The 25,806-nt window shown below is 64.9% G+C and carries 19 protein-coding genes; 13 read left to right on the top strand and 6 right to left on the bottom strand.

The genetic code is table 11. The features are described from left to right. From KIH79_RS10580 to KIH79_RS10570, 3 genes are all read left to right on the top strand, one after another. Window positions 1-200 (top strand): sugar nucleotide-binding protein (locus tag KIH79_RS10580; protein ID WP_219059335.1); only part of this gene is annotated, 200 nt, incomplete at its 5' end. A gap of 158 nt (window positions 201-358) precedes the next feature. Then, window positions 359-1,249 (top strand): YggS family pyridoxal phosphate-dependent enzyme, encoded by an 891-nt coding sequence (locus tag KIH79_RS10575; RefSeq protein WP_219059334.1) that lies wholly within the window; start codon window positions 359-361, stop codon window positions 1,247-1,249. 186 nt (window positions 1,250-1,435) lie between these two features. Continuing rightward, entirely contained in the window at window positions 1,436-2,257 is an 822-nt protein-coding gene (locus KIH79_RS10570) for a fumarylacetoacetate hydrolase family protein (protein WP_219059333.1), read from the top strand. A 342-nt stretch (window positions 2,258-2,599) separates the two neighbouring features. Here the strand turns inward: KIH79_RS10570 and KIH79_RS10565 are convergent, their stop codons facing one another. After that, window positions 2,600-3,529, bottom strand: coding sequence for an AEC family transporter (locus KIH79_RS10565; RefSeq protein ID WP_219059332.1), 930 nt, complete (start codon window positions 3,527-3,529; stop codon window positions 2,600-2,602). Between the two features lie 268 nt (window positions 3,530-3,797). On the opposite strand from KIH79_RS10565, the gene clpB reads away from it, so the two are divergent. Further along, complete coding sequence (gene clpB / locus KIH79_RS10560; RefSeq protein WP_219059331.1) at window positions 3,798-6,458, top strand: ATP-dependent chaperone ClpB; 2,661 nt, start codon at window positions 3,798-3,800, stop codon at window positions 6,456-6,458. 470 nt (window positions 6,459-6,928) lie between these two features. Here the strand turns inward: clpB and KIH79_RS10555 are convergent, their stop codons facing one another. The 3 genes from KIH79_RS10555 to KIH79_RS10545 form a co-directional block, all read right to left on the bottom strand. Continuing rightward, on the bottom strand, window positions 6,929-7,912 hold the full coding sequence (locus KIH79_RS10555; RefSeq protein WP_219059330.1) for a TrmH family RNA methyltransferase: 984 nt from the start codon (window positions 7,910-7,912) through the stop codon (window positions 6,929-6,931). Between the two features lie 92 nt (window positions 7,913-8,004). Then, window positions 8,005-8,682: an orotate phosphoribosyltransferase gene (locus tag KIH79_RS10550; RefSeq protein ID WP_219059329.1), complete on the bottom strand. Its 678-nt coding sequence runs from the start codon at window positions 8,680-8,682 to the stop codon at window positions 8,005-8,007. A gap of 195 nt (window positions 8,683-8,877) precedes the next feature. Further along, a complete protein-coding gene (locus KIH79_RS10545; protein ID WP_219059328.1) occupies window positions 8,878-9,159 on the bottom strand; it encodes a metal-sensitive transcriptional regulator in 282 nt (93 codons plus the stop codon). Window positions 9,160-9,341: 182 nt separating this feature from the next. Here KIH79_RS10545 and KIH79_RS10540 point away from each other — a divergent pair, with 182 nt between their 5' ends. Next, window positions 9,342-12,308 carry an HAD-IC family P-type ATPase gene (locus tag KIH79_RS10540; protein ID WP_219059327.1) on the top strand — a complete coding sequence of 989 codons (2,967 nt, stop codon included), beginning with the start codon at window positions 9,342-9,344 and terminating at the stop codon, window positions 12,306-12,308. Window positions 12,309-12,581: 273 nt separating this feature from the next. Here KIH79_RS10540 and KIH79_RS10535 read toward each other — a convergent pair whose 3' ends face one another. After that, window positions 12,582-13,550: a hypothetical protein gene (locus tag KIH79_RS10535; RefSeq protein ID WP_219059326.1), complete on the bottom strand. Its 969-nt coding sequence runs from the start codon at window positions 13,548-13,550 to the stop codon at window positions 12,582-12,584. Window positions 13,551-14,369: 819 nt separating this feature from the next. On the opposite strand from KIH79_RS10535, the gene gatC reads away from it, so the two are divergent. The 7 genes from gatC to rho all read left to right on the top strand — a co-directional run bounded on the left by gatC (window position 14,370) and on the right by rho (window position 23,506). After that, window positions 14,370-14,669 carry an Asp-tRNA(Asn)/Glu-tRNA(Gln) amidotransferase subunit GatC gene (gatC, locus tag KIH79_RS10530; RefSeq protein WP_033494458.1) on the top strand — a complete coding sequence of 100 codons (300 nt, stop codon included), beginning with the start codon at window positions 14,370-14,372 and terminating at the stop codon, window positions 14,667-14,669. Window positions 14,670-14,674: 5 nt separating this feature from the next. Then, window positions 14,675-16,204, top strand: a complete 1,530-nt coding sequence (gene gatA, locus KIH79_RS10525) for an Asp-tRNA(Asn)/Glu-tRNA(Gln) amidotransferase subunit GatA (RefSeq protein WP_219059325.1) — start codon at window positions 14,675-14,677, stop codon at window positions 16,202-16,204. A gap of 27 nt (window positions 16,205-16,231) precedes the next feature. After that, a complete protein-coding gene (gene gatB, locus KIH79_RS10520) occupies window positions 16,232-17,731 on the top strand; it encodes an Asp-tRNA(Asn)/Glu-tRNA(Gln) amidotransferase subunit GatB (protein ID WP_033494456.1) in 1,500 nt (499 codons plus the stop codon). Between the two features lie 344 nt (window positions 17,732-18,075). After that, the gene (locus KIH79_RS10515; protein WP_219059324.1) at window positions 18,076-19,128 is read left to right on the top strand and encodes a GNAT family N-acetyltransferase; all 1,053 of its coding nucleotides are present in this window, start codon (window positions 18,076-18,078) and stop codon (window positions 19,126-19,128) included. Window positions 19,129-19,137: 9 nt separating this feature from the next. Continuing rightward, window positions 19,138-19,452 (top strand): DUF2469 domain-containing protein, encoded by a 315-nt coding sequence (locus KIH79_RS10510; RefSeq protein WP_033494454.1) that lies wholly within the window; start codon window positions 19,138-19,140, stop codon window positions 19,450-19,452. Between the two features lie 129 nt (window positions 19,453-19,581). After that, a complete protein-coding gene (locus KIH79_RS10505) occupies window positions 19,582-21,171 on the top strand; it encodes an NAD(P)/FAD-dependent oxidoreductase (RefSeq protein WP_219059323.1) in 1,590 nt (529 codons plus the stop codon). A gap of 193 nt (window positions 21,172-21,364) precedes the next feature. Then, on the top strand, window positions 21,365-23,506 hold the full coding sequence (rho, locus tag KIH79_RS10500; protein ID WP_219059322.1) for a transcription termination factor Rho: 2,142 nt from the start codon (window positions 21,365-21,367) through the stop codon (window positions 23,504-23,506). Between the two features lie 329 nt (window positions 23,507-23,835). On the opposite strand, the gene KIH79_RS10495 is transcribed toward rho, so the two are convergent. Beyond that, window positions 23,836-25,203 (bottom strand): pyridoxal phosphate-dependent aminotransferase, encoded by a 1,368-nt coding sequence (locus tag KIH79_RS10495; protein ID WP_219059321.1) that lies wholly within the window; start codon window positions 25,201-25,203, stop codon window positions 23,836-23,838. A gap of 257 nt (window positions 25,204-25,460) precedes the next feature. Here KIH79_RS10495 and KIH79_RS10490 point away from each other — a divergent pair. After that, window positions 25,461-25,806 (top strand): Lrp/AsnC family transcriptional regulator (locus KIH79_RS10490; protein WP_236023805.1); only part of this gene is annotated, 346 nt, incomplete at its 3' end.

Raw genomic sequence — 25,806 nt, 5'->3', positions numbered from 1 at the left:
TGTTTGAGCGGACGAACGGCAACGGGGACAAGGTCAAGCCGATCAGCACCGCGGAGTACTTCGCCAACGCGAAGAACCCCGTGTCCCCGCGCCCGACCCACAGCGCGCTCGACCTGAGCAAGATCGAAGCCGCGGGCTACACGCCCGCCGACTGGGAGGAAAGCCTCAGCCAGTACATCGACAAAGAACTCAACAAGTAGCCGATGTTTTGATCGCGTGGCGGCATGGTCGCGGCTTTTGCGTTGCGCGGCAACCGCGACCATATTCGTATGTGCGACAAAATATGAAGAGTCCGAAATGCCCGTGGTGTGAGACCGGTGCGCCTACTACGATGGGAGCGATACGAAAGAGGGGCGACATGACGGCTTACATGGACCACAAGGATTTGGCGAACGAGACGATCGACGCGGCGCGCGCACAGGAGATCACGGACGGCGTGCACCGCGTGATGGACGAGGTCGCGCAGGCCGAGTCGGCGGCCGGGCGTGCGGCCGGATCCGTGAAGCTGCTTGCGGCGACCAAGACGCGTGACGTCGGCGAGATCATGGCCGCGATCGATGCGGGCATTCGCATGATCGGCGAGAACCGGCCGCAGGAGGTCGCCGTCAAGGCCGCCGGACTGACGCGCCTGTGCGCGGAGCGCGGGTTTGCGCTCGGCGCGGCGGAGGCCGGTCCGGCTGTCGCGAACGTTACGAACGCCTCGACTGCCGCGAACGATGTCGCGGCCACGTCGGCCGCGCCGGTCGCCGCCGCAACCCCCGTACACATCCCCTTCCACCTCATCGGCCAGCTGCAAAGCAACAAAATCGGCAAGGTTCTGCCCGTCGTCGACACCATCGAATCCGTTGACTCGATCGACGCGGCCGAGAAAATCTCCCGTCGCGCCGTCGCGCGCGGCATCACCGTCGGCGTCCTGCTTGAGGTCAACGAATCGGGCGAAGCGTCGAAATCCGGCTGCGATCCGGCGCACGCGATCCTGCTCGCGCAGCGCATCGGCACGCTCGCCGGACTCGAACTGCAGGGGCTCATGACCATCGGCGCGCACGTCGACGACGAAACGACCATCCGCCGTTGCTTCACGCACCTGCGCAAGACGCGCGACCAGATCCTCGACGCGGGCGTGCCCGGCACCGAGCGTTGCACCGAACTGTCGATGGGCATGACGCACGACCTCGCGCTCGCCATCGCGGAAGGCGCGACGATCGTGCGCGTCGGCACCGGCGTGTTCGGCGAGCGCGCGTTCATCTGAGCCATCGGTCATGCGCGTCGTGGCGACGGACTGTGCCGCGTCTCGTCGGCCATCGTGCGCGTCGCGGCGGCCGCCGCTCACGACACGACCGCCGCGCGTGCGATTCTGCCGTGGCATAGGGATCGGACGTCACGCACGACGCGACCGCGCCGCGGAGCCCACCCCGCAACGACTACACTGTGCTGTATGAGAATTGCACGATTTTCGCTCAAGGGCACTCCCCGCTACGCGTTCGTCCAGAACGACCCGACCGACCACAAGGACTATCTGATCGAGCTCAACGGCTATCCGCTCGGCGCGGGCGCCGTCGAGCCGACCGGCAACCGCTACGCGCTGGACGCCGACGGCGTGCGTCTGCTCGCGCCGGTGCTGCCGTCCAAAGTGTTCGGTCTGGCCAAGAACTACGAGGCCCACGCGCAGTTCATGCACGAGGCCGGCCATTCCGAGATCGCCCACGCGCCGGAGGACATGGTGATCTTCACCAAGCCGTCCACGTCGGTGATCGGCCCCGACGATCCGATCGTCATTCCGCCGTACAGCCACGACATGAACTTCGAGCCGGAGGTGGCCGTGGTCATGGGCCGCATCGCCAAGAACGTGCCGGTCGAGAAGGCCATGGACTACGTGCTTGGCTTCACGTGTGTCAACGACGTGACGCTACGCGACCTGCAGGGCATGGATCCGATGTGGACGCGCGCGAAGGGCTTCGACACGTCCTGCCCGCTCGGCCCGTGGATCGTCGCGCGCGACGACCTCAACTGGCACGACGCGAAGATCTCGTTCACCCTGAACGGCGAGGACGTGCCAATGGCGAGCGGCACCACCGCGAACCTGATCCACGGCATCCCCGAGCAGATCGCCGCGATCTCCAGCTTCTCCACGCTGCTGCCGGGCGACGTGATCCTCACCGGCACGCCGAACGCGTCCGGCACGCTGCGCCCCGGCGACGAGCCGATCGTCCACGTCGAAGGCATCGGCGATCTGCGCAACGTGGTCGTGCAGGGTTAAACGAAAGCCCGGTGGGCTTTCGTCCTGCACGAGCCGAGCGTGAGCGAGGCCGTGTTGAGTCGGCCGTAGGCCGTCCGAAATTGCAGGACCGTGCAGGGTTAAACGAAAGCCCGGTGGGCTTTCATCCTGTGAGCGCAGCGAACCTCGGCTCCCCTTGCCAGGGGAGCTGTCATGCGCAGGCATGACTGAGGGGTAGTCAGAAGGTTCTCAGACCTCTTGGATACCCCTTTGTCATGCATGATCTCATGGATGCCGCAACGCGTACGCTCCCTCAGTCAGCCTGCGGCTGCCAGCTCCCTCAGCCGAGGGAGCCGAGGCTCGCTGCGCTCGCTTAAGGCGCGTCTACGCCACGGGCAGCAGCGCGTGCAGCACGGTCATGACGATCAGGCTGAGCACGGCCGTGACGGTGAGCGAGAAGCCGGCGAGCTTCGCGTTGCCGGTGAGCGAGTCGGTGAACTTGGTCGAGAAGATCGTGATCGGCGCGAACGAGCCGAGCACGATGATCTCGCGGATCCGCTCGTCGAACGGCAGCAGCGTCCACGCGGCGAGCGCGATGATCACGCCGAACACGGCGCGCCACGCGATCACCTTCGCCAGTTCGATTTTGTCCTTGCGGTTGTCCGGCACTTCCATCATGAGTCCGATCATCGCCATCGTGCAGAACGCGTTCGCGTTGGCGAACGGCGTGATGAGCGTGACGATCGGCTGCGGGATCGTGATGTGCAGGAACATGAACACGAGCATCAGCATGTAGATGTCGAAGCTGATCGAGCTCAAAAAATCGCGCGCGATGTTGCGCAGGCGCAGCACGAGCGGCAGGGACTTAAAACTGTCGTCCATACCGAGCAGCGTGCGTGTGATCGTGAGTGAGCCGGCTGTGGCGACGGTCGCGTTGCCGATGTCGAGCATGATGATCGGCAGGCCGGCCGACGCGCCCATGAACGTCTGGACGACCGGCAGGCAGAACGCGCCGAGGTTGAGGCCGGACGCGTTGAGCATTTGGAACGCGCGGTAGTTGCGTTCGTCGCCGCGCGAGCCGAAGTAGACGATAAACAGCGGGATCGCGCAGGCGAAGAAGCCGAACAGCACGATCCACAGCATTTTCATATCGTGCCTGTTGGTGGCGAACGACAGGATGATCGCGTACGGCAGGGTCAGGTTGAAGACGAGTCCCTGCGCCACCTTGTAGTCGCGGTCGCCGAAGACGTGCAGATGCTTGAGCGCGTACGCGCCGATGATGACGAGCAGCAGCGAGCCGGCTTGGAAAATCATGTTCTTCTCGGGGTTTCTCTTTGCGAACTGGCGAATGTATTCGGTGCTCAGTTTAGGCGCGGGCATGTTGCGGCGGATCATCGCGTTCTGCAGTGCGGATGGACGCAGGTTTCCAAACTTGAGTGTGTTGGGCTCAAGTTTTGGGAATAGAATGGGCGGTGGAACGGTTGTGCATATCAGACAACGAACGAATGACCGTGGCCGCGCAACCGTGGACGCCAATCCCGGGCGTGTGACCGCGGGCGACAAGACTTTTTGGGAGGTTGATATGGAACAGAAGTTCACCACCATGGCCCAGCAGGTGATCGGCGACGCGATCCAGAGCGCGTCGGCCGCGGGCAACGCGCAGGTCGAGACCCTGCACGTCATGGACGCGCTCCTGCGTCAGGAGAACGGCGTCATTCAAGGACTCATTCAGGCCGCGGGCGGCAACCCGCAGGCCATCGGAGCCGCGGTGCGCAACGCGTTGGTCGCGCTGCCGAGCGCAAGCGGCTCGACCACGTCGCAGCCGCAGGCCAGCCGTCAGCTGACCGCCGCGCTCGCGCAGGCCGAAAAGGAAATGCAGGCGATGGGCGACGAATATGTCTCCACCGAACACTTGCTCATCGGCATCGCGGCAAGCGCGCCGAACCAGTCGGCCGACATCCTGCGCCAGAACGGCGTGACCCCGGAGGCGCTGCGCAAGGCGGTCCCCGGCATCCGCGGCGGCGCGAAGGTCACCAGCCCGGACGCGGAAGGCTCGTACAAGGCGCTCGAGAAGTACTCGACCGACCTGACGGCCGCCGCGAAGGAAGGCAAGCTCGACCCGGTGATCGGCCGTGATCAGGAGATCCGCCGCGTCATCCAGATCCTGAGCCGCCGTACGAAGAACAACCCGGTGCTGATCGGCGAGCCTGGCGTCGGCAAGACCGCCGTCGTCGAAGGCCTCGCCCAGCGCATCGTCGCCGGCGACGTGCCGACCACGCTGCAGAACAAGAAGCTGATCTCCCTCGACCTCGGGTCGATGGTGGCCGGCTCCAAGTACCGTGGCGAGTTCGAGGAACGCCTCAAGGCGGTGCTCAATGAGATCAAGAGCGCGAACGGCGAGATCATCACGTTCATCGACGAGATCCACACGATCGTCGGCGCCGGTGCGGCCGAAGGCTCGATGGACGCCGGCAATATGCTCAAGCCGATGCTGGCGCGCGGCGAGCTGCGCCTGATCGGCGCGACCACGCTCGACGAATACCGCGAGAACATCGAGAAGGATCCGGCGCTCGAGCGTCGTTTCCAGCAGGTGTACGTCGGCGAGCCTTCCGTTGAGGACACGATCGCGATTCTGCGTGGCCTCAAGCAGCGCTACGAGGCGCACCACAAGGTGACGATCGGCGACGATGCGCTGGTCGCGGCGGCGACGTTGTCCAACCGCTACATTTCCGGCCGTCAGCTGCCCGACAAGGCCATCGATCTGGTCGACGAGGCGGCCGCGCACCTGCGTATGGAACTCGACTCCTCCCCGGAGGAGATCGACGAGCTCCAGCGCAAGGTGACGCGCTACGAGATGGAGGAGATGCAGCTCAAGAAGGCTGAGGATCCGGCTTCCAAGGAGCGTCTCGAGAAGCTGCAGGCCGAAATGGCCGACGCGCGCGAGAAGCTCGCGGGGCTCAAGGCCCGCTGGGATGCGGAAAAGGCCGGCCACAACAAGGTCGGCGACCTGCGCGCCCAGATGGACGCGCTGCGCGTGAAGGCCGACAAGTTCACCCGCGAGGGCAATCTGGCCGAGGCGAGCCGCATCCTGTACGGCGAGATCCCGGCGATCCAGAAGCAGCTCGACGCGGCCGAAAAGGCCGACGCCGAGTCCACCGAGGGTGCGGACGGCGCGAACAAGCCCGAACCGATGGTCCCGGACCACGTCGACGCCGATTCGGTGGCCGGCATCGTCTCCGAATGGACCGGCATCCCCGTCGGCCGCCTCATGCAGGGCGAGAACGAGAAGCTCCTGCACATGGAGGAGTACCTCGGCAAGCGCGTGATCGGCCAGAAGGAAGCCATTCAGGCCGTCTCCGACGCGGTGCGCCGCTCGCGCGCCGGCATCTCCGACCCAAACCGTCCGACCGGCTCGTTCCTGTTCTTGGGACCGACCGGCGTGGGCAAGACCGAACTTGCCAAGGCGCTCGCCGACTTCCTGTTCGACGACGAGAAGGCCATGGTGCGCATCGATATGAGCGAATACATGGAGAAGGCCTCCGTGTCCCGCCTGATCGGTGCCGCGCCGGGCTACGTCGGCTACGAGGAGGGCGGCCAGCTCACCGAGGCCGTGCGTCGTCGCCCGTATTCGGTGGTGCTGTTCGACGAGGTCGAGAAGGCCAATCCGGAAGTCTTCGACGTGCTGCTGCAGGTGCTCGACGACGGCCGTCTGACCGACGGTCAGGGCCGGACCGTGGACTTCAAGAACACGATCCTCATCATGACCTCCAACTTGGGCTCGCAGTTCTTGGTCAATCAGGACATGGACGCGGACGCCAAGAAGAAGGCCGTGATGGACGCGGTGCACATGAACTTCAAGCCGGAGTTCCTGAACCGCCTCGACGAGATCGTCATGTTCCATCCGCTCACCCGCGAGGAGCTGGGCGGCATCGTGAACATCCAGGTCGCGCAGGTTGCCTCCCGCCTCACCGACCGCCGCATTCGCCTCGACGTCACCGACGCCGCGCGCGAATGGCTCGCCGACACCGGTTATGATCCGGCGTACGGCGCGCGTCCGCTGCGTCGTCTGGTGCAGACCGAGGTCGGCGACCAGCTGGCCCGCATGCTGCTGTCCGGCAAGGTGCACGACGGCGACACGGTGCTCGTCGACCAGACCGGCGGCGATCACCTCGAGCTCAACGCCATGCCGACCGACCCGGACGACGACGGTTCGGTGCACGTCGACGAGGTGAAGGCCGACTGATCCGCGAGTCGGCGGTGGACGGTTGCTGGTCGGATGCGGCCGGCGACCGATATCCGCGGATCGGATTGGTAGCCGGTGATTGCGCGTAAGGCCCGGAGGGGTTGTCCCTTCTGGGCCTTACGCGTTTTTGCGGGCATATATAGGCGCTTGAGACGTCTGAGGCGTTTGGGTTATTCGAAGCGGCTGGCTGGTGTTGGTTGTGTTCGCATTCTTCCGCGGCGTGGCGGTTTCCGGTCGATTTTGGGTTGTTTTGTGTCCGGCATATTCCATGGTGTGGCGGATATCGGTCGATTTTGGGTTGTTTTACGTCCGCCATCTTCCACGGTGCGGCGGTTTTGGGTCACTTGTAGGTTATTGGGTCCGTAATGTTCCGCATGGCGGCGGATATCGGTCAATATGAGGCCGTTTTGTGTCCGGTATCTTCCATGGTGCCTCCGCGATTCCAGGTCCTTGCTGCTTGCCGGACGCCCTTACAGATGCTGGGCGATGTAGCTGTGCATGGCCACCGCGGCCGCGGCTCCTGCGTTGATGGAACGCACGGAGCCGAACTGCGAGATGTAGACGACGTCGTCGGCCAGATCGAGCGCCTTTTGGCTCAGTCCCGGTCCTTCCGCGCCGAACAGCATGAGGCAGCGCTTGGGGAAGCGGTACGTTTCGATCGGCACCGCGCCGGGAATGATGTCGAGCGCGATGACACGCGCCGCCTCGAGTTCGCGGATGCGCGCGTCGGCGCGTGCGATGTCGGCCGTCGCCTCGCGTACGGCATTCACCGCGGCTGCTGCAGCGGTGTGGTCGTCGATCGATGCCGCGTCTCCGGAATGCATGGTTTCGAATTGCGCAATGCCAAATGGCGCGTCCACGGACTGTGCGCCCCCGAATTGCGCAATGCCGAATGGCGCGTCCGCGGACTGTGCGATGACGCCCTGCGTCGCGATCGTATGCGCCTTGATTGCCGCCGCCTTGGCCCGCGCGCGCTCGTACGCGATTTCGCCGGCGATGCGGTGACGCCAGCATTCGACAAGTTCCTCGATGCACGGGTGGTTTTCGACGTGCTGGTACAGCTCGGTCATCAACGCGCCCTTGCGGTTCCATTTGTGCGGACCGACGATGTGGACGCGGCGCGCGGTGAACGCGTTGGCCGTGCGCACCATCGAGCCGATGTTGAAGTCGTGCGTCCAGTTTTCGACGGCGACTTCGAAGTCGTGCCGTCCGCGCGCGTCAAGGTCGGCCTTGATCGCGTCGACCGTCCAGTAACGGTAGCGGTCGAGCACGTTGCGCCGGTCGCCGTCGTCGAGCAGCTGCGCATCGAACCGCGCGTCGAAATTCGGCGACGACGGATCGTCCGGACGCGGTTCGCCGGGGTGCGTTTCGGCCCATGGACCGACGCCGACCTCGCGGAATTCGGGTTCGCCGGACAACTTGGCAGCAAGGGAAACGGGATTGGGCGTGTGCAATGGACTCCTTGATCGTTGCAGGACGACTGTCGACCGGCCGGCGGAAATCCGCGCGGGATTGCCGCGACGGAGGGAACCGTCACCAGCGCCGGTCAGCGCAGTTCGGATTCGTGATAGACCTCGACGAACGGCAGTTCGCGCGTTTCGTCGGTGACCGGATTGACGACCTTGACGGTCGGCTTGTCCATGTCGACGCCGCCGATGAGCGACGCGACCGCGACGACCCGCGCGTCCTCGTGTTCGACGATGCCGAAGTCGAGGCTGAGTTCATTGCCGTTGCGCAGCGTGACCAGCGACGACGTCTGCACGTAGGACTTCTCCGACAGCCACGAGTCGATGAGCACCACGCGTTTGCCCTTGACGGACGGGCCCTTGACGGACGGGTACACGAAGTCCATGACGAAGCCGTCCAGATCCTCGCCGCGCGAGGCGGCCGCGAGAATCATCGACGTGACCAGTGGCACGGCCGCGGCGGTGAGCGCGCCGACGGCGTCGAAGTCGTCGACCGAATAGCCCTGCTCCTCGAGCGTGTCGAGCAGCAGGTGGCCGGCGATGGAGGCGCCGCGATGGTCGAACGTCACCTTCGACAGTTCGCAGAACGGCTTGCCGTCCAGTTCGGCCTTCAGCAGGCTTTTGAGTTGGTCGCGCGGGTCGAGCAGCGCGAACGGGGTTTCCGCTGGCGCGGATGTGATGGGCTGAGCGGCGCCGGCGCCAGCGGTCTGGGAAGCGGGGGCGGCGCCGGTCTTGCGGAACGTTTTCTCTTCGGTCATGGTTGTTAGCCTATCTTCTTGGGAAGTCATCGGACCGGCAACCGCAGATGCTGGCGGGGGCGGCGATGCCGACGCCACTGCGGCCGTTGCTGGTGCGGCGGTGCGATCATCGTCGTCGTATTATCGAACATACGTTCTAGTGAATCGCAGATCGCCGGAGAACGCAAGGCGCGCGTGTCGCACCAAGCAACGGCCTCACGACTTCACCAATCGCGCGATTGCGGCCGACGCCTCCCTGAGCTTCTCGTCGGCGACCTCGCCGCCTTCGGCCGACGCCTGCCGCACGCAATGGCCCAGATGATCGTCGAGCAGCAGCAGAGCCACCGATTTGAGCGCGGAGTTCGCGGCCGAGATCTGCGTGAGCACGTCGATGCAGTACTTGTCGTCCTCCACCATCTGCGTCACCGCGCGGATCTGCCCTTCGATCCGCCGCAGCCGCGCGATCACCTTCGCCTTGTCATCGCCGTATCCATGCATGGCACCCTCCATTCGTTGCCGTGTACATTCCGCCGCATCTCCCGTCACGCCACCCGTCGTGCCGCCGACCGCCGTTTCGCCCGTCGGCGAACACGCAACACTCATTATACCCCATAGGGGTATTGGGTATACTCTGGTGAACGGAGATACGATAGACGACAGGAAGGCGGAAGGGACGCATCATGGAACTGAACATCTTTCTCATCGCGGCCGCCGCGTTGGTGGCCGCCGCGCTCACGTGGCTGATCATCCGGTTCTTCTTCGCGCCGCAGCGGGGGACCGCCGGCACGCTGGAGAACGGCGTGCAGACCGCGACGATCACCGTGCGCGGCGGATATTCGCCGGCCGTCGTGGAGATGAAGGCCGGCACGCCGATCACGCTCACGTTCGACCGGCAGGAGACCGGCGAGTGCACGTCGCACGTCGTGTTCGGCGATCTCGCGCTCGACGCGATGCTGCCCGGCAACCAGCGCACCGATGTGCGTCTGCCCGCATTGCCGGCCGGCGAATACCCGTTCGCCTGCGGCATGAACATGGTGCACGGACTGCTGCGCGTGACCGGGGGCGGCGACGAATCGCACGGCGACGATGAGGGGAAAGACGCCTCCGTTCCGCCACGCTCCGACCGGGCCGGCATGACGGAAGCCGGCGTAGGATCCGGTCGAAACGACACGATGGGATCCCATGCCGATTCCGACCGAAACGACACGCCCGCGGCCCCAACCGATGCGCTGGCCGCGGAACGCCGCGAATCGGAGGAACGCGCGAAGGAGATCCGCCAGCTGACCAAGCTGGTCGCGATCGGCGCGGTGCTCACGTTGCCGGTGTTCGTGCCGATGATGCTCATGCTCCTGCCGAACGGCCACGCACTGGTGCCCACGTGGCTCATGAACCCGTGGTTGCAGGCACTGCTCATCACGCCGGTCATGTTCTACTGCGGCGCGCCGATCCACCGCGTCGGTTGGCCCGCACTCGTCCACCGCGCACCCGACATGAACTCGCTGGTCACGCTGGGAACGTTCGCCGCGTACCTGTACAGCCTCGCGCTGTGCGTCGCCTCGTCGCTGTTTCCGGAAGGCTCGCGCGAGCCGTATTTTGAGTCGGTCGGCGTGGTGATCACGCTTGTGCTGGTCGGTCGTCTGCTCGAGACGAAGGCGCGCGAGGGCACCGGCAAGGCCGTGCAGTCGCTGATCAAGCTGCGTCCGCGCGTCGCGCACGTGCTGTCGGCCACCGCTCACGATGCCGCGGATCCGGCATCGCGCGCGGACTGGCGCAATCCGGCAAACGTTCGCGACGCCGACATTGACGACGTCAAGGCCGGCGACCTGCTGGTCGTGCGCGCCGGCGAGCGCATTCCGGTCGACGGCGAGCTCGTCGCAGGAGAGGCGACCGTGGACGAGTCGATGATCACGGGCGAATCGAAGCCCGTCGTCAAATCGGCGGCCGGCGGCACGGGCGCCGGCGACGCGTCGCTGACCGGCGCGACGGTGCTGCTCAAGGGCGACCTGCTCATGCGCGCCACGCAGGTCGGCGGCGACACGGTGCTCGCGCAGATCATCGCCATGGTGTCTCGCGCGCAGGCCACCAAGGCGCCCGTGCAGAAACTCGCGGACAAAATCGCCCGCATCTTCGTGCCCGCGGTGATGATCGTGGCCGTGTGGACGTTCGCGATCTGGTTCGCGATCGGTCCGGAGCCGAAGCTGGCGCATGCGCTGGTGACGGCGGTGAGCGTGCTCATCATCGCCTGCCCGTGCGCGCTGGGACTCGCGACCCCGCTGTCGGTGACCGTCGCGATGGGCGTGGGCGCGACGAACGGCGTGCTCGTCACGTCGGCGAAGGCGCTGGCGCAGGCGCGCGACATCCGCACGGTCGTGTTCGACAAGACCGGCACGATCACGCGCGGTGTGGTCGACGCGCCGGCGGACGGCGGCGACGCGAAGCCGAGTTACGAACACGATCCGGTCAAGGACGGCTCGCGCGAGGCGGTCGCCGCGCTGCGTGCGGCCGGCATCCGCACGGTGATGCTGTCCGGCGATCGCGCAGACGTCGCCGCGCGCATCGCCCGCGAAGTCGGCATCGACACGGTGATCGCGCAGGTCAAGCCCGACGGCAAGGCGTACTGGATCCGACAGCTGCAGATCGCGCGCGATCGCGGCCGCAACGAACGACGTGCCGCCACGGTTCCGCCAACGGCGGCATCGGCGGCGGAGACGAACGCGCGACCGGACTCCGCGACGGCACGATCGGTCGGCGATCATCGCGCGAACGCGGCCGCAACGGTCACGACGCTGCCCGCTCCGGCGATCGGCGACGTGCCGGACGGCCTGATCGCGATGGTCGGCGACGGCATCAACGACGCGCCCGCGCTCGCGCAGGCCGATCTCGGCATCGCGATCGGCACCGGCACGGACGTGGCGATGCAGTCGGCCGACGTGACGCTGATGAACGGCGATCTGCGCGGCGTGCTGAAGACGATCAGCCTGTCGAACGCGACGATGCGCAACATCCGCGAGAATCTCGCGTGGGCGTTCGGCTACAACGTGATCGGCATTCCGGTCGCGGCCGGACTGCTCTATCCGCTTACCGGCTGGCTGCTCAGCCCGATGATCGCGGGACTCGCGATGGCGTTGAGCTCGGTGTGCCTCGTGCTCAACGCGAACCGGCTGCACGGCGCGCGCATCGGCGATATCGCAACCGCATCGGACGCTGCGACGGACATTCCGTCGAGCGGCGCGACACGCAGCGGCGACCGGTCGCGCGACGGGCAGTCCGACGGTCATGCCGGTCGCGGCGATGCGAACGGGACCGGCGCGCCGATCGTCGGCGGACCCCGGACCGTCGAGCCGCGGGTCATCATCGACGAGCGCACCGAACTCACCCACTTGGAACCGGGCGGCCAGCCACACGGTTCCGACGCTACAATGTCCACCAATCACAACAGCAAGGAGCATCCCATGGAAATGCACCATATGCACATGAACGCCGCGCCCGTCGACGGCGAAACCGCCACCGATCCGGTCTGCGGCATGACCGTCGCCGTGAACGCGGACGCGATCACCCGCGAATACAACGGCAAGACCTACTACTTCTGCGGCGAGCACTGCGCGAAGAACTTCGCCAAGGCCCCGCAGGTCTTCCTCGAGCAGTAGCGAGTCGTTGCTTAGCGCGGTCTCTTTTGACGGGCCACGCTGCGTTTCCGCATGCGGGCGTCATGTGGGGCAGTCCCAGGGCGGTCGCGGGTGTCCCAAGCCGTGGGCGCTGTCCCCCATACGGCATGCGCGACGGCGTGTGCCGTGGCGTGAAGCGGCACGACGACGGTATAACGACGGTATTCGGTCGCGAGATCCGTCCCGTGGTCGGGTGCCGTCGCGTGAGGCCTGCCTCATGAGCCCCATGGCGAGGCGTGTTCCCCTATGCCTGACCTATGTCTGATATGACTGACCGCCGATTATGGGGATTCCGGCCGCGAGCAGCTTGTTGATGAACGGATATCGTTTAATCACCTCCCGGTGGGTGAAGCGAACGATGCCGGTCGCGCCGCCTCGGCGCAGACCGTCCTGACGTTCGCGTTCCGTCTGTATCACATCCGGAATGCCGTGTCCTCTCGTCATTGAGGGATCAACATATTTTTGCGATCCGTCGAATTCGCCCACGACGATCCTCCCGCCGGGCAGCCTCCACGCAAAATCGGCGCGATATGAGCGCCCGGTTTCGGGATCGATGAACGCGACCTGCAGCTCCGGTATCATCAGATGATGTTCGATCATGGTGCCGCGAGCCAGCGATTCGCCCCCGTTTTCGCTGGCGGGATTCGCATGATGGAGCGCGGTGAGCACCGGTGCCTGACTGCGATGGAGATCCGTGCAGACGGACAGTATGTCATGCGCCGTCATGCCGTTGCGCAGTGCGGAATCAACGATGGGCAGGGCGTGGCGCAGACCGAACATCATGGCGCAATCCGCCACGGTGCGCGCCTTGTCGGTAACCGGGATTCCTCCGGCCATGACCGTGTGTTCCCGGCTGCCGTGTATCCGTTTGACGCGGGGATTATCCGTGTTGCTGCCGCGGTCGTCAATGACTACGGTGATCGTGTCATGGTGAAGATACCACTGATGTTCGAATCCGTGCGCTGCGGCCGCCGTAATACCGCCGAACACCCATTGACGGTGCTTCAGGTTCAGTGCGCGAGCCGTATGCAGTGCTTTGTCCGGCGGAGCCAGCGTGTCCCAATACCGCGCGTCCGCGTACATGTTGGGAAGTACCCGGTGCAGCGTGCCCTTTGCCGCGCGCCGGGACAGGGCACGTTGCTCGGCATTGGTGACGCCGAACGCGCATCGGCGTTCGGTTTGGGCATTGCGTATCAGCGTGTCTATGGCTTCGTTGCGTGTCATACGCAGGACGGTACGGGAGCGTCGCTCCGGTGTAAAGCCGAAACGGGGTATGTGGTCGAATGGTTCGGATCGGCGTGTTGCGGGAGATTGGAACGGCTGGGTCTATCCATCCGGCGGCATTAAACCGGGAATGTCTGACGGATGGGAGGGACGGTTACTGGCTGGCGGGGAGTGACGGGTTTCTTCCACGGGGTGGCGGTTTTCGGTTGCTGCGAGGCCTGCCCATGGACGGAATTCGCCATGGGGTGGGAAGGAACCGGTTGCTGATGCGTCATAACGTCTGGTTTCTTCCACGGAGTAGCGGTTACCGACCGTTATAAGCCCCAAAAATGAACGAAATGTGCCATGGTATGGAAGGAACCAGTCGTTAAAGCCCCTTATGGTCTGGTATTTTCCACACCGTGGCATTTTTCGGTCTTTAAACGGCAGTTTTTCGTCCGAAAACCGCCAAGTCGTGGAAGAAACCTGACAATGAGATCCCCCGGAGGCAGACGCCACCGGGGCAATGCGCAGACCGGCCAGAATCAAGGGCAAGCCGGTGGATCGGGCCGAACCGGGAGGAAACAAACCGAACCGGGGAAGGAACCGAACCGGGGAGGAACCGAACCGGGGCGTGGCCGAGTGAACCGGGAATGGATCAATATGCGAACTGGGGCACGGAGCGGAAGAGCGACCGGCCCTGCGGAAGGCAGTCGAAGGCGCAAATCGGAGGAGTTGCCGACCCGTGGAAAAATAATCCGGGAAAACCGTTTCCCTCCATGCGGAAGGATGGCGGACAGCGTGCAAAGCGTGTCACAAACCGCTCGTATAGTAAGGCGCATGCCTACATTCACACGCGAAGAAATCGAGCATTTGGGCGATCTGGCCCGAATCGCGCTCACCGATGAGGAAATCACCCGCCTGCAGGGCGAGCTGAACGTCATCGCAGACTCCATCAACAAGGTGCAGGAAGTCGCTTCCGACGACGTGCCGCCCACCGCCAACCCGATCCCGCTCGAGGCGTACCTGCGCCCCGACGTGCCGGAAACCCCGCTCACGCAGGCCGAGGCGCTCGCCGGCGGCCCGAAGACCGAGGCCGGCATGTTCGTCGCGCCGCGAATCCTGGGAAGCGAGGAGTGAGCCCAATGACCAACGAAATCGTTAAGCTGTCCGCCGCCGAGATGGCCGCCAAGGTCAAGTCCGGCGAAGTCTCCAGCCGCGAGCTGGTCGACGCGCACCTCGAGGTCATCGAGGCCGCCGAGCCGAGCATCAAGGCCTTCCTGAAGGTCTCCGCCGACGTGGCCCGCGAGCAGGCCGACGCCTTCGACGCGAAGTCCGCGGACGAAAAGGCGCAGCTGCCCGAACTGGCCGGCGTGCCGATCGCCATCAAGGACATGATCGTCACCAAGGGCATCGAGACCACCGCCGCCTCCAAGATCCTCGAAGGCTGGGTGCCGCCGTACGACGCCACCGTCATCGAGAAGCTCAAGGCCGCTGGCATGCCGATCCTCGGCAAGACCAACCTCGATGAGTTCGCGCAGGGCTCCTCCACCGAGCACTCCGCCTACCAGACCACGCACAACCCGTGGGACACCGAGCGCGTTCCCGGCGGCTCCGGCGGCGGTTCGGCCTCCGCGGTCGCCGCGTTCGAGGCCCCGCTCGCCCTCGGCACCGATACCGGCGGCTCCATCCGCCAGCCGGGCGCCCTGACCGGCACGGTCGGCGTCAAGCCGACGTACGGCGGCGTCTCCCGCTTCGGCGCGATCGCCATGGCCTCCTCGCTCGACCAGATCGGCCCGGTCTCCCGCACCGTGCTCGACTCCGCGCTGCTGCAGGAGATCATCGGCGGCCATGACCGCCGCGACTCCACCTCGATTCCGGAAGGCCCGCGCCCGATGGTCGCCGCCGCCCGCGAAGGCGCCAAGCGCGACCTGAAGGGCATGAAGGTCGGCCTTGTCAAGGAACTGAGCGGCGACGGCTTCCAGCCGGGCGTGCAGGCCCGCTTCAACGAGGCCGTCAAGAAGCTCGAGGAGATGGGCGCCGAGGTCGTCGAGGTCTCCTGCCCGCACTTCGAGTACTCGCTCGGCGCGTACTACATCATCATGCCGTCCGAGGTCAGCTCCAACCTGGCCCGCTACGACGGCATGCGCTACGGCCTGCGCGTCATGCCGCCGGCCGGCGTGCCGCAGACCGCCGCGAACATGATGTCCTACACGCGCGAGGCCGGCTTCGGCGACGAGGTCAAGCGCCGCATCATCCTCGGCACCTACGCCCTGTCCGCCGGCTACTACGACGCCTGGTACGGCTCCGCGCAGAAGGTCCGCACGCTCATCATCCAGGACTTCCACAACGCCTTCCAGCAGGCCGACGTGCTCGTGGCCCCCACCAGCCCGTCCACCGCGTTCAAGTTCGGCGAGAAGATGGACGATCCGCTGGCCATGTACATGAACGACATCGCCACCATCCCGGCGAACCTCGCCGGCGTGCCCGCCATGTCGATCCCGGCCGGCCTGTCCGACGACGGCCTGCCGGTCGGCTTCCAGTTCATCGCGCCGCAGCAGCGCGACGAGGTCATGTACAAGCCGGCCGCCGCGCTCGAAGCCGCGCTCGAAGAGGATTGGGGCGGCCCGATCTGGCAGTCCATGAACACCCCGTGGCTGAACGCCGCCGAGTAAGGCATCGGAAGAAAGAGAACAAGCATAATGGCTGAAAAACTGATGAAGTACGCCGATGCCACCAAGAAGTACGACGTGGTGTTCGGTCTGGAAACGCACGTCGAGCTGTGCACCAAGACGAAGCTGTTCTGCCCGGCCGAAGTCCACTTCGGCGGCGAGCCGAACACGCAGCTGACCCCGGTCAGCCTCGGCCTGCCGGGTTCGCTGCCGGTGGTCAACAAGACTGCCGTCGATTACGCGATCAAGCTGGGCCTCGCCCTGCACTGCGAAATCGCCGAGTGGAGCCAGTTCGCGCGTAAGAACTACTTCTACCCGGACATGCCGCGCGACTACCAAATCTCGCAGTACGACAAGCCGACCAACGGCAACGGCTACCTCGACGTCGAGCTTGAGGACGGCACCGTCTTCCGCGTGCCGATCGAGCGCGCCCACATCGAGGACGACGCCGGCAAGAACACGCACGTCGGCGGCGCCGACGGCCGCATCGAAGGCGCCGACCATTCGCTGGTCGACTACAACCGCGCCGGCGTGCCGCTGATCGAGATCGTCACCAAGCCGATCGAGGGCGCGGGCGACCGCGCTCCGGAAATCGCGGGCGCGTACATGCGCGCCATCCGCGATATCGTGCGCGCGTTGGGTATCTCCCACGCCCGCATGGAGCAGGGCAACATGCGCGCCGACGTGAACGTCTCGCTGCGCCCGTCCGCCGACGCCCCGTACGGCACGCGTTCCGAAACCAAGAACGTGAACTCGTTCCGCGGCATCGAAAAGACGATCCAGTACGAGATCCGCCGTCAGGCCGCGCGCCTCGACGAAGGCAAGGAGATCCTGCAGGAGACCCGCCACTGGGACGAGGCCACGCAGACCACCGCCGGCGGCCGCGTCAAGTCCGACGCGGACGACTACCGCTACTTCCCGGACCCGGATCTCGTGATGCTGCACATCACCAAGGAGCACATCGCCGAGATCGAGGCCCAGATGCCGGAAATGCCGCGCGAGCGCCGCAACCGCCTCAAGGCCGAATGGAACCTGACCGACGTGCAGATGCGCGACATCCTCAACGCCGACGCGCTCGACCTGATCGAGGACACGGTCAAGGCCGGCGCGACCGCCGCGGGCGCGCGCAAGTGGTGGCTGGGCGAGCTGAGCCGCGAGGCCAACGCGAAGGGCGTCTCGCTCGAGGAGCTCAACGTCACCCCGGCCGACGTGGCCGAGGTCGAGAAGCTCATCGCCGACGGCAAGCTCAACGACAAGCTGGCTAAGCAGACCGTCTCCGGCGTGCTCGCCGGCGAAGGCACCCCGGCCGAGGTCGTCGCCAAGCACGGCTACAAGATCGTCGAGGACACGGGCGCCATCGAAGCGGCCGTCGACGCGGCGTTCGAAGCGAACCCGGACGTCGTCGAGAAGCTCAAGAGCGGGAACATGAAGCCGATGGGCGTCATCATCGGCGCGGTGATGAAGGCGACGCGCGGCCAGGCCGACGCGAAGGCCGTCACCAAGATCGTGATGGGCAAGATCAAGGGCTGACGCGCTAAGCGGGAAGCCCGGTGGGCTTCCTGTAGCGTTGGCCTGAGCGAGTCGAAAGACGAGCGAAGATTGGATTGAGCCCGAGCGAGGCGAGGTCCGTAATTGCAGGGCTGAGTCGTTCACGACGCACGCTTGATCCGAACGCATGACGAAAGGCTCCCGCGGGGCGACCCCGGGAGCCTTTCCCGTGCTTGCACCGTGCCTGCGCCGTGCCTGCCGAACCCGTCAGCGCCCGCTTTTGCCCGCGACGTGAACATTCGCGCATATGCTTCCCAGCGAACGGTCAGGCAGGTAGGATATCTTCTGTACCGACTTCTACCAGTCTATGTTGAGGGAAATCGAGAATGTCTGAACACGTCGAACCGTCGCCTGATCAGGAAACGTCGCGCGAACTGCCCGCGCGCATCGTGATTCCGCCGATCAAGGGCGAGATGGTGCATCTGCGCCCGGCGACCGTCGAGGATCTGCCCCGGCTGGACGAACTGGACGCCTATTACAATGCGTCGCGCATCACCGGCAAGGATGCGCAGGCCGAACGTGCCGTCGTGCATACTTGGGTGCGCCGTTCCGTCGCGTGGGCGAACGGACAGGCCGCGTCCGAATCCGGCGTCGGCGATCCGGAATCGCGCCGCACGATCGCATGGGCCGTGCTCACCGACTCCGATCACGACGACGACGGCAAAGTCGACGCCGAGGCGACCGACAATGTCATTGGCATGGTGTTTCTCATCGACGTCGACGGCTGGGCCCGTTCCGCGCGCATTCAGGTACTGCTTGGCAAGGACTATCGCGGCCGCGGCTACTCGCGTGACATGATGCCGCGCGTCATGACCTACGGCTTCGCGCCCGAACCCGCCGGACTCGGCATGCATCGCATCTGGGTCGCCGTGCCGGAGAAGAACACGCGTTCGCTGTCCGTTTACCAGTCGCTCGGTTTCGTGAAGACCGGTTCGTCCCGCGACGCGCTGTGGGACGCGGAAAACAGCCGTTATCAGGATCTCATCGTGCTGGACACGCTGTTCGACGAATACGATCCGATCCGTTCGCTCGACGCGTTCGGCATGCACGTGATCGAAGATAATCCCGGCATGCGCGAGGCGCTGGCGATGCGCGAGCATTCGGTTGCGATCAAGCAGCGGCAGAGCGACGACCGCAGGAAGGACGACGCGGCGACGACCGCGGACGACGCGCGTCGCGAAGCGTACGAAAAGATCGGCGTCACGCCGGCCTCCGCCGACGTCGCGGACGCGACGAACGGCAGCGGCACGACGCAGGCCGATACGACGAACGACGAAACCAGCAACTGGCCGTACGGACAGTCAGAGCGCAAATCGTCGAAGAACGCGTGGTGGCGCAATCTGGGATTGAACCGCAAGCGCGACACGGAAGAGGACTGACACACACCTATGAGCGCCGAGGATCTCGACAACTACGAAACCGACGCGGAACTCGCCCTGTACAAGGAGTACCGCGACGTCATCAAACTGTTCACCTACGTGGTGGAGACCGAACGCCGGTTCTATCTGGCCAACAAGGTCGACTTCAACGTGCGTTCGGCCGGGCAGGACGTCTATTTCGACGTGCAGCTGACCGACGCATGGGTCTGGGACGTGTACCGTCCCAGCCGCTTCGTCAAGAACGTGCGCATCGTCACGTTCAAGGACGTCAATGTCGAGGAGGTGCAGAAAACCGACATCGACATTCCCGACGACATCCATTGACGTGTGGCTCCCGCGCATGATTGATGCGCGGGAGTTTTTGTAAGAAGACGTAGAGGAAATGCACAAGCCAGGCGTGCGGTTCCTGCGGGTGGGGTAGACTATCGCTGATTTTGTTATAAGGAGACTTACGTGACGCAAAAACAATCCGTGGTGATCATCGGCGGCGGCCCTGCGGGCCTGACCGCGGCTTGGGAGTTCGTCAAGGACGGCGGCGCCGACAAGTACGACGTGACCGTGCTCGAAGCCACCCGTGAATTCGGCGGCATCTCCCGCACCGTCAAGCACAACGGCAACCGCATGGACATCGGCGGCCACCGTTTCTTCTCCAAGGACACGCGCATCATGGACTGGTGGAAGGACGTGCTTCCGCTGCAGGGCGCGCCCAGCTACGACGACAAGAAGCTCGGCCGCGAGCATGAGATGGAGCCGGGCGGCCCGGATCCGGAAGTGACCGACGAGGTGATGCTCAAGCGCCACCGCGTCTCGCGCATCTTCTACGGCGGCCGTTTCTTCGACTATCCGATCTCGCTCAAGCCCGCCACGTTCAAGGCGATGGGCTTCGTGATGACCATGCAGGCCGGTTTCAGCTACCTCGCCTCCATGTTCCACAAGCTGCCTGAAACCAACCTCGAGAACTTCTACATCAACCGCTTCGGCCACAAGCTGTATTCGATGTTCTTCGAGGGCTACACCGAGAAGCTGTGGGGCCGTCATCCCTCGCAGATCTCCGCCGACTGGGGCGCGCAGCGCGTCAAGGGCCTGAGCGTGCTCGGCGTGCTCAAGAACGCGTTCGCCAAGCTCAGCCCGAAGAAGCGCTCCAACGCCGAGGTCGAGACCTCGCTGATCGAGGAGTTCTGGTACCCGAAGTACGGTCCGGGCCAGCTGTGGGAGACCGTGGAGAAGCGCTGCGCGGCGAACGGCGCGAAGGTGATCACCGACGCGAACGTCGTCGAGGTCAAGCAGGAGCACGGTCATATCAGCGCCGTCGTGTACGAGGATTCCGAAGGCAACCGCACCGAGCTGACCGCCGACCAGTTCATCTCGTCGATGCCGCTCAAGGATCTCGTCAACGCCGTGGACGCCTCGGACAAGCCCGCCCCGAAGGACATCACGACCATCGCCAACGGCCTGCCGTACCGTGATTTCGTGACCGTCGGCCTGCTCGTCAAGAAGCTGCGCCTGAAGAACACGACCAACATCCCCACGCTCGGCAACCCGCCGATCGTGCCGGACTGCTGGATCTACGTGCAAGATCCGGGCTACACCGTCGGCCGCATCCAGATCTTCAACAACTGGAGCCCGTACCTGGTCAAGGACGTGGACGACACCGTGTGGATCGGCCTTGAATACTTCTGCGACGAGGGCGACGCCTTCTGGAACATGAGCGAAGAGGACTGCGTCAAGTTCGCCATCAATGAGATGGTGCGCATGAAGGTCATCGCGAGCCCCTCCGACGTGCTCGACACGCACCGCGAGAAGGTCAAGAAGGCGTACCCGGCCTACTTCGACACCTACGCGCAGATGGACGAGCTCGTCGAATACCTCGACTCGTTCGGCAACCTGTACTGCGTCGGCCGCAACGGCCAGCACCACTACAACAACATGGACCATTCGATGGCCACCGCCATCGAAGCGGTGAACAACATCAAGACCGGCAAGACGTCCAAGAAGAACGTGTGGTCCGTCAACACCGAAAAAAGCTACCACGAGGAAAAGTAACGCTTTTCCGAAGCGTGAAACGGCCCGTCGCGCCATGCGGCGGGCCGTTTTGCGTTGGTCGGGGTACGGATGTAATGTATCTACCAGTTCGCGGGCATGGCGTGCAGCGAACGTTCGATAGCGGCAAGACCGCAAATCATTCTTAGTGCAAGGCACGGCGTATGCCGTTATTGCTCAAGGAAAGGTAATACGAGTGGCAACCAGCCAGAATCTTGAGAGTATGAAGCTGCCCGAGCTCAAGGAGCTCGCCAAGCAGATGGGACTTCGTGGCACGTCGACGATGCGCAAGCCCGAATTGCTCGCCACATTGCAGGCCGCCCGTTCCGGCGGCGAGGCGCCCGCCGGCGTGACGGTGCGCGCTCCGAAGAAGAAGACCGCGGCCAAGTCCCCGGTCGCGGAGAACGCCGCGCAGCAGGCCGTTTCCGAGACTTCCGAAACCCCTGAATCCGCTCCGGCCAAGGCGGCCGTCGAGCCGTCCGCCGACAACGCGGCCCCGGTTGTGTCGACTCCGGTCGTTTCCGCTCCGGCCCCGACCTCGGCTTCCACCGACGATGCCGCGCACGCGTCTGCCCCGAAGACGCGCCGCGTCCGCGCGACCCGTCCCGCCGCCGCTCCGGCTTCGACCGAACAGCCGGCCATCGAACTGCCGGAAGTGAAGAAGGACGCCACGACCGACGTCCGTCGCCGTCGCCGCGAAGAAGAAGCCTCGGTGCTGCTGCTCAACGATCTCGGTCTCGAGCCGACCGGCACCGACCGCGATCGCGGCGATCGTGCGGATCGGGCCGATCGCCGTCGCAAGAACGACGAGGATCGTCCGATGGTCCGTCGTCGCCGCGACTTCGCCGTCGAAGGCGATCAGCCGCGCGGTCGCCGTCGTTTCGAACAGGCCGAATCGTCGTCCGACGACAACGTTCGCGACCTGGACGACATTCTCGCCACGCTGCCGACCCAGCAGAACGCCGCGGCCGAACCGTCCGACGACGAGTCCGGCGAGCGCGAGTTCACACGTCGCAGCCGCAACCGCGGCGATCGTGCGGAGCGCAACAACGATCACAACGATCGCAACGGTGACCGTCGCCAGCGTCGCATGCGCGGACGCGACCGCGATTTCGACGATCGCGACAACGGCAACGATCAGCGCGAATCCCGCGAGGTGCGCGACGTGCGCCGCGAGGAGCCGCAGGACGATCTCGTGCCGGTCGCGGGCATCGTCGACGTGCTCGAATCGTATGCGTTCGTGCGCACGTCCGGCTACCTGCCGGGTCCGAACGACGTGTACGTGTCGATGGGCCAGGTCAAGAAGTACGGCCTGCGCAAGGGCGACGCCGTGCATGGTTCGATCCGCGCGCCGCGTGACAACGATCGCCGCAACCAGCGTCAGAAGTTCGTGCCGCTGCAGTCCATCGACTCGATCAACGGCATGAGCGTCGAGGACGCGGCGAACCGCCCGCAGTTCTCCAAGCTCACCCCGCTGTATCCGCAGGAGCGGTTGAAGCAGGAGACCGCGCCGAACAAGCTCACCGGCCGCATCATGGACATCGTTTCGCCGATCGGCAAGGGCCAGCGTGGCCTGATCGTCTCCCCGCCGAAGGCCGGCAAGACGATCACGCTGCAGAACATCGCCAACGCGATCGCCACGAACAACCCGGAAGTCCACCTGATGGTCGTCCTCGTGGACGAGCGTCCGGAGGAAGTCACCGACATGGAGCGCACCGTGCAGGGCGAGGTCATTTCCTCGACCTTCGACCGCCCGGCCTCCGACCACACCACCGTCGCGGAGCTGGCGATCGAGCGCGCGAAGCGACTTGTGGAGCTCGGCCAGGACGTGGTCGTGCTGCTCGACTCGATGACCCGTCTCGCCCGCGCGTACAACATCGCGGCGCCCGCCTCCGGCCGCATCCTGTCCGGCGGCGTGGACGCGCAGGCCCTGTACCCGCCGAAGAAGTTCTTCGGCGCGGCCCGCAACATCGAAAACGGCGGTTCGCTCACCATCATCAGCTCCGCGCTGGTCGAAACCGGCTCGAAGATGGACGAGGTGATCTTCGAGGAGTTCAAGGGCACCGGCAACATGGAACTGCGCCTGAGCCGCGAGCTCGCCGACAAGCGCATGTTCCCGGCCATCGACATCAACGCGTCCGGCACGCGTCGCGAGGAGCTGCTCACCGCGCCGAACGAGCTGCCGATCATCTACCGCCTGCGCCGACTGCTCGGCGGCCTCGAGCCCGAGCAGGCCTACCAGACGCTCGTGCCGCGCCTCAAGAAGTCGCCCACCAACCGCGACTTCCTCGCCGCGATCAGCCAGCAGGCCAACTCCAGCGCCGTGAACGGCAACTGAATGTAGCGCGCCTGATCCGATAACGCTGAAATGGCTCTTCCCATCTTTGATGAGGATGGGAAGAGCCATTTTCTATTTCGTAATGATATTTCGTAATGAGCCTGATTGACCTGCATGCATGGGGTCGGGTGACTTTACGTGACATCAACCCCGGTGCAGTCGATTTACTGGCCACAATGTCACGCTATAAGGTCGATTTGCGTGGCATTGTGGCCAGTATCTCCATCCCGCTCTCGGCAATGTCACGCGTGCAATGTCACGTGCAAGCGCCGCAATAACACCGCACATCTCCGCGCGCCAAAATACGAAGGGAAGCCCCCCCGTGGCGTTTATGCCATGATCTCAAGATGATGGTAGGCGGGGGTGTGGCGGCCGAGCAGCGGGTCGCCGTGGCGCATGGCGAACGCGCCGAGACGCCGCACGCCCTCGCGCAGCTCGTCCGCGTCGCCCGCGTAGGAGAGGCGCACGAACCCCTCGCCCTCCGCTCCGAACGCGGTGCCGGGCACCACGGCCACGCTCGTCTCATCGAGCAGGCGGCGGGCGAACGTGGCGGAGTCCATGCGCGTGGCACGGATGTCGACGAACGCGTAGAACGCGCCTTCCGGTTCGATCAGACGCAGCGCCGTGCAATCGGCCAGGTCGTCCATGACGATCCGCCGCTTCGCGCGATAGTCCTCGCGCATTGCGACGACCGGCTCCATCGGGCCGTTCAGTGCCGCTTCGCCCGCGTACTGCGCGGTCGAGTTGACCGACGAGTGCATGAGTTCGGCGATTTTGCTCGTCTGCTCGATCACGGCGGCGGGCGCGAGCAGGTAGCCGATGCGCCAGCCGGTCATTGCGAACGTTTTCGACAGGCTTTCGACGACGATCGTGCGTTCGTGCATGCCGGGCGCGGCGGCGATCGACGGGGCTGCGGGGAACGGCCGATTGACAGCGGTCCGGGATGATGCGCTGGCGATCACTCGTTCCGCGACATTTTCGGTTTGCCCCTTGTCACTGTATGCCGGCGTGTCGTTGACATCGTTGCGATCCTCGTCGGTTGCGTCGGTCTCGCCCGTGCCGAAGACGAACGGATGGTACACCTCGTCCGAAATCGCCCAGATATTGTGTCGCGTGCATACGTCCGCAATGCGCGCGAGCTCGTCGGCGGGCGTGACCGCGCCGGTCGGATTGCCGGGGGAGTTGATGATGACCGCGCGCGTGCGAGGCGTGATCGCGGCCTCGATGTCGTCGGCGTTCAGCCGCATCTGATGCTCCGGCTTGAGCGCGACGTACACCGGCACGCCGCCGCACATCATCACTTCCGCGTCGTACGACGTGAAGAACGGGGACGGGATGATCACCTCGTCGCCCGGATCGAGCACGGCCTTCAACGCCAGAAACAGGCCGATCGTCGCGCCGTCCACGGCCTGAATCTCGGTTTCGGAATCATATTCCAGCCCTTTCACGCGGCGCGAGTACGAGGCGACGGCCGTGCGGAACCCCTCGATGCCGAGCACGTTCGTGTACTTGGTGCGCCCTGCCTGAATTGAACGGCACGCGGCTTCGACGATGTGCGGCGCGGCGGTGAAGCTCGGCTCGCCGACGCACAGCGAAATCGCATCGGGCACGCGCTCGACGCGATCGAACACGTCGCGGATGCCGGAACGGGGGATGGCTCGTGCCTGACGGGCCAGAGTCGGCTGCGGATTGGACATACAAACACCGCCTTTCGGAAAAGTTTCTATAAAAATGACTGTATATAGTAAAGATTACGAAAAAGACTGGATATTTCGCAAAATTAACGTTCTGATAATGATTTCGTTGCATATGACGGCGCGGCGATAGGATGGTGTGCATGAAGGAACAGGACGATCACGAAGCTACGGCGGGACTGGCGGCGAACGGTGCCGCATCCGCCGCATCCGGCGCGCCGACGGCCGGAGTCGACGCCAAGGACGCGACGATCCTCGACATGCTCGAGGCCGACGGCCATGCCACGCTCGCGCAGCTCGCCAAAGCGACCGGGCTGTCCGTGTCCACCGTGCAGTCGCGCGTGCAAAAACTCGAAAAGCGCGGCGTGATCAAGGGCTACAGCGCGGTCATCGACCACGACCAGCGTGGCCTGCCGATCAGCGCGTTCGTCTCCGTCACCCCGCTCGACTACGCGCGCGAAGCCGACATCCCGCGCAAACTGCGCGACGTGGACGGCGTCGTCTCCTGCTACTCCGTCGCCGGCGCGCCCAGCTTCATCCTGCTTGTGCGCGTCGCCACGCCGGCCAAACTCGAGGAACTGCTCAACCTCATCCACCGCACCGTGC

Origin of the sequence: Bifidobacterium miconis (assembly GCF_019331735.1) — a bacterium.
In the GTDB taxonomy this organism is placed as follows: domain Bacteria; phylum Actinomycetota; class Actinomycetes; order Actinomycetales; family Bifidobacteriaceae; genus Bifidobacterium; species Bifidobacterium miconis.
This window is presented reverse-complemented; position numbering and strand designations above follow the sequence as displayed.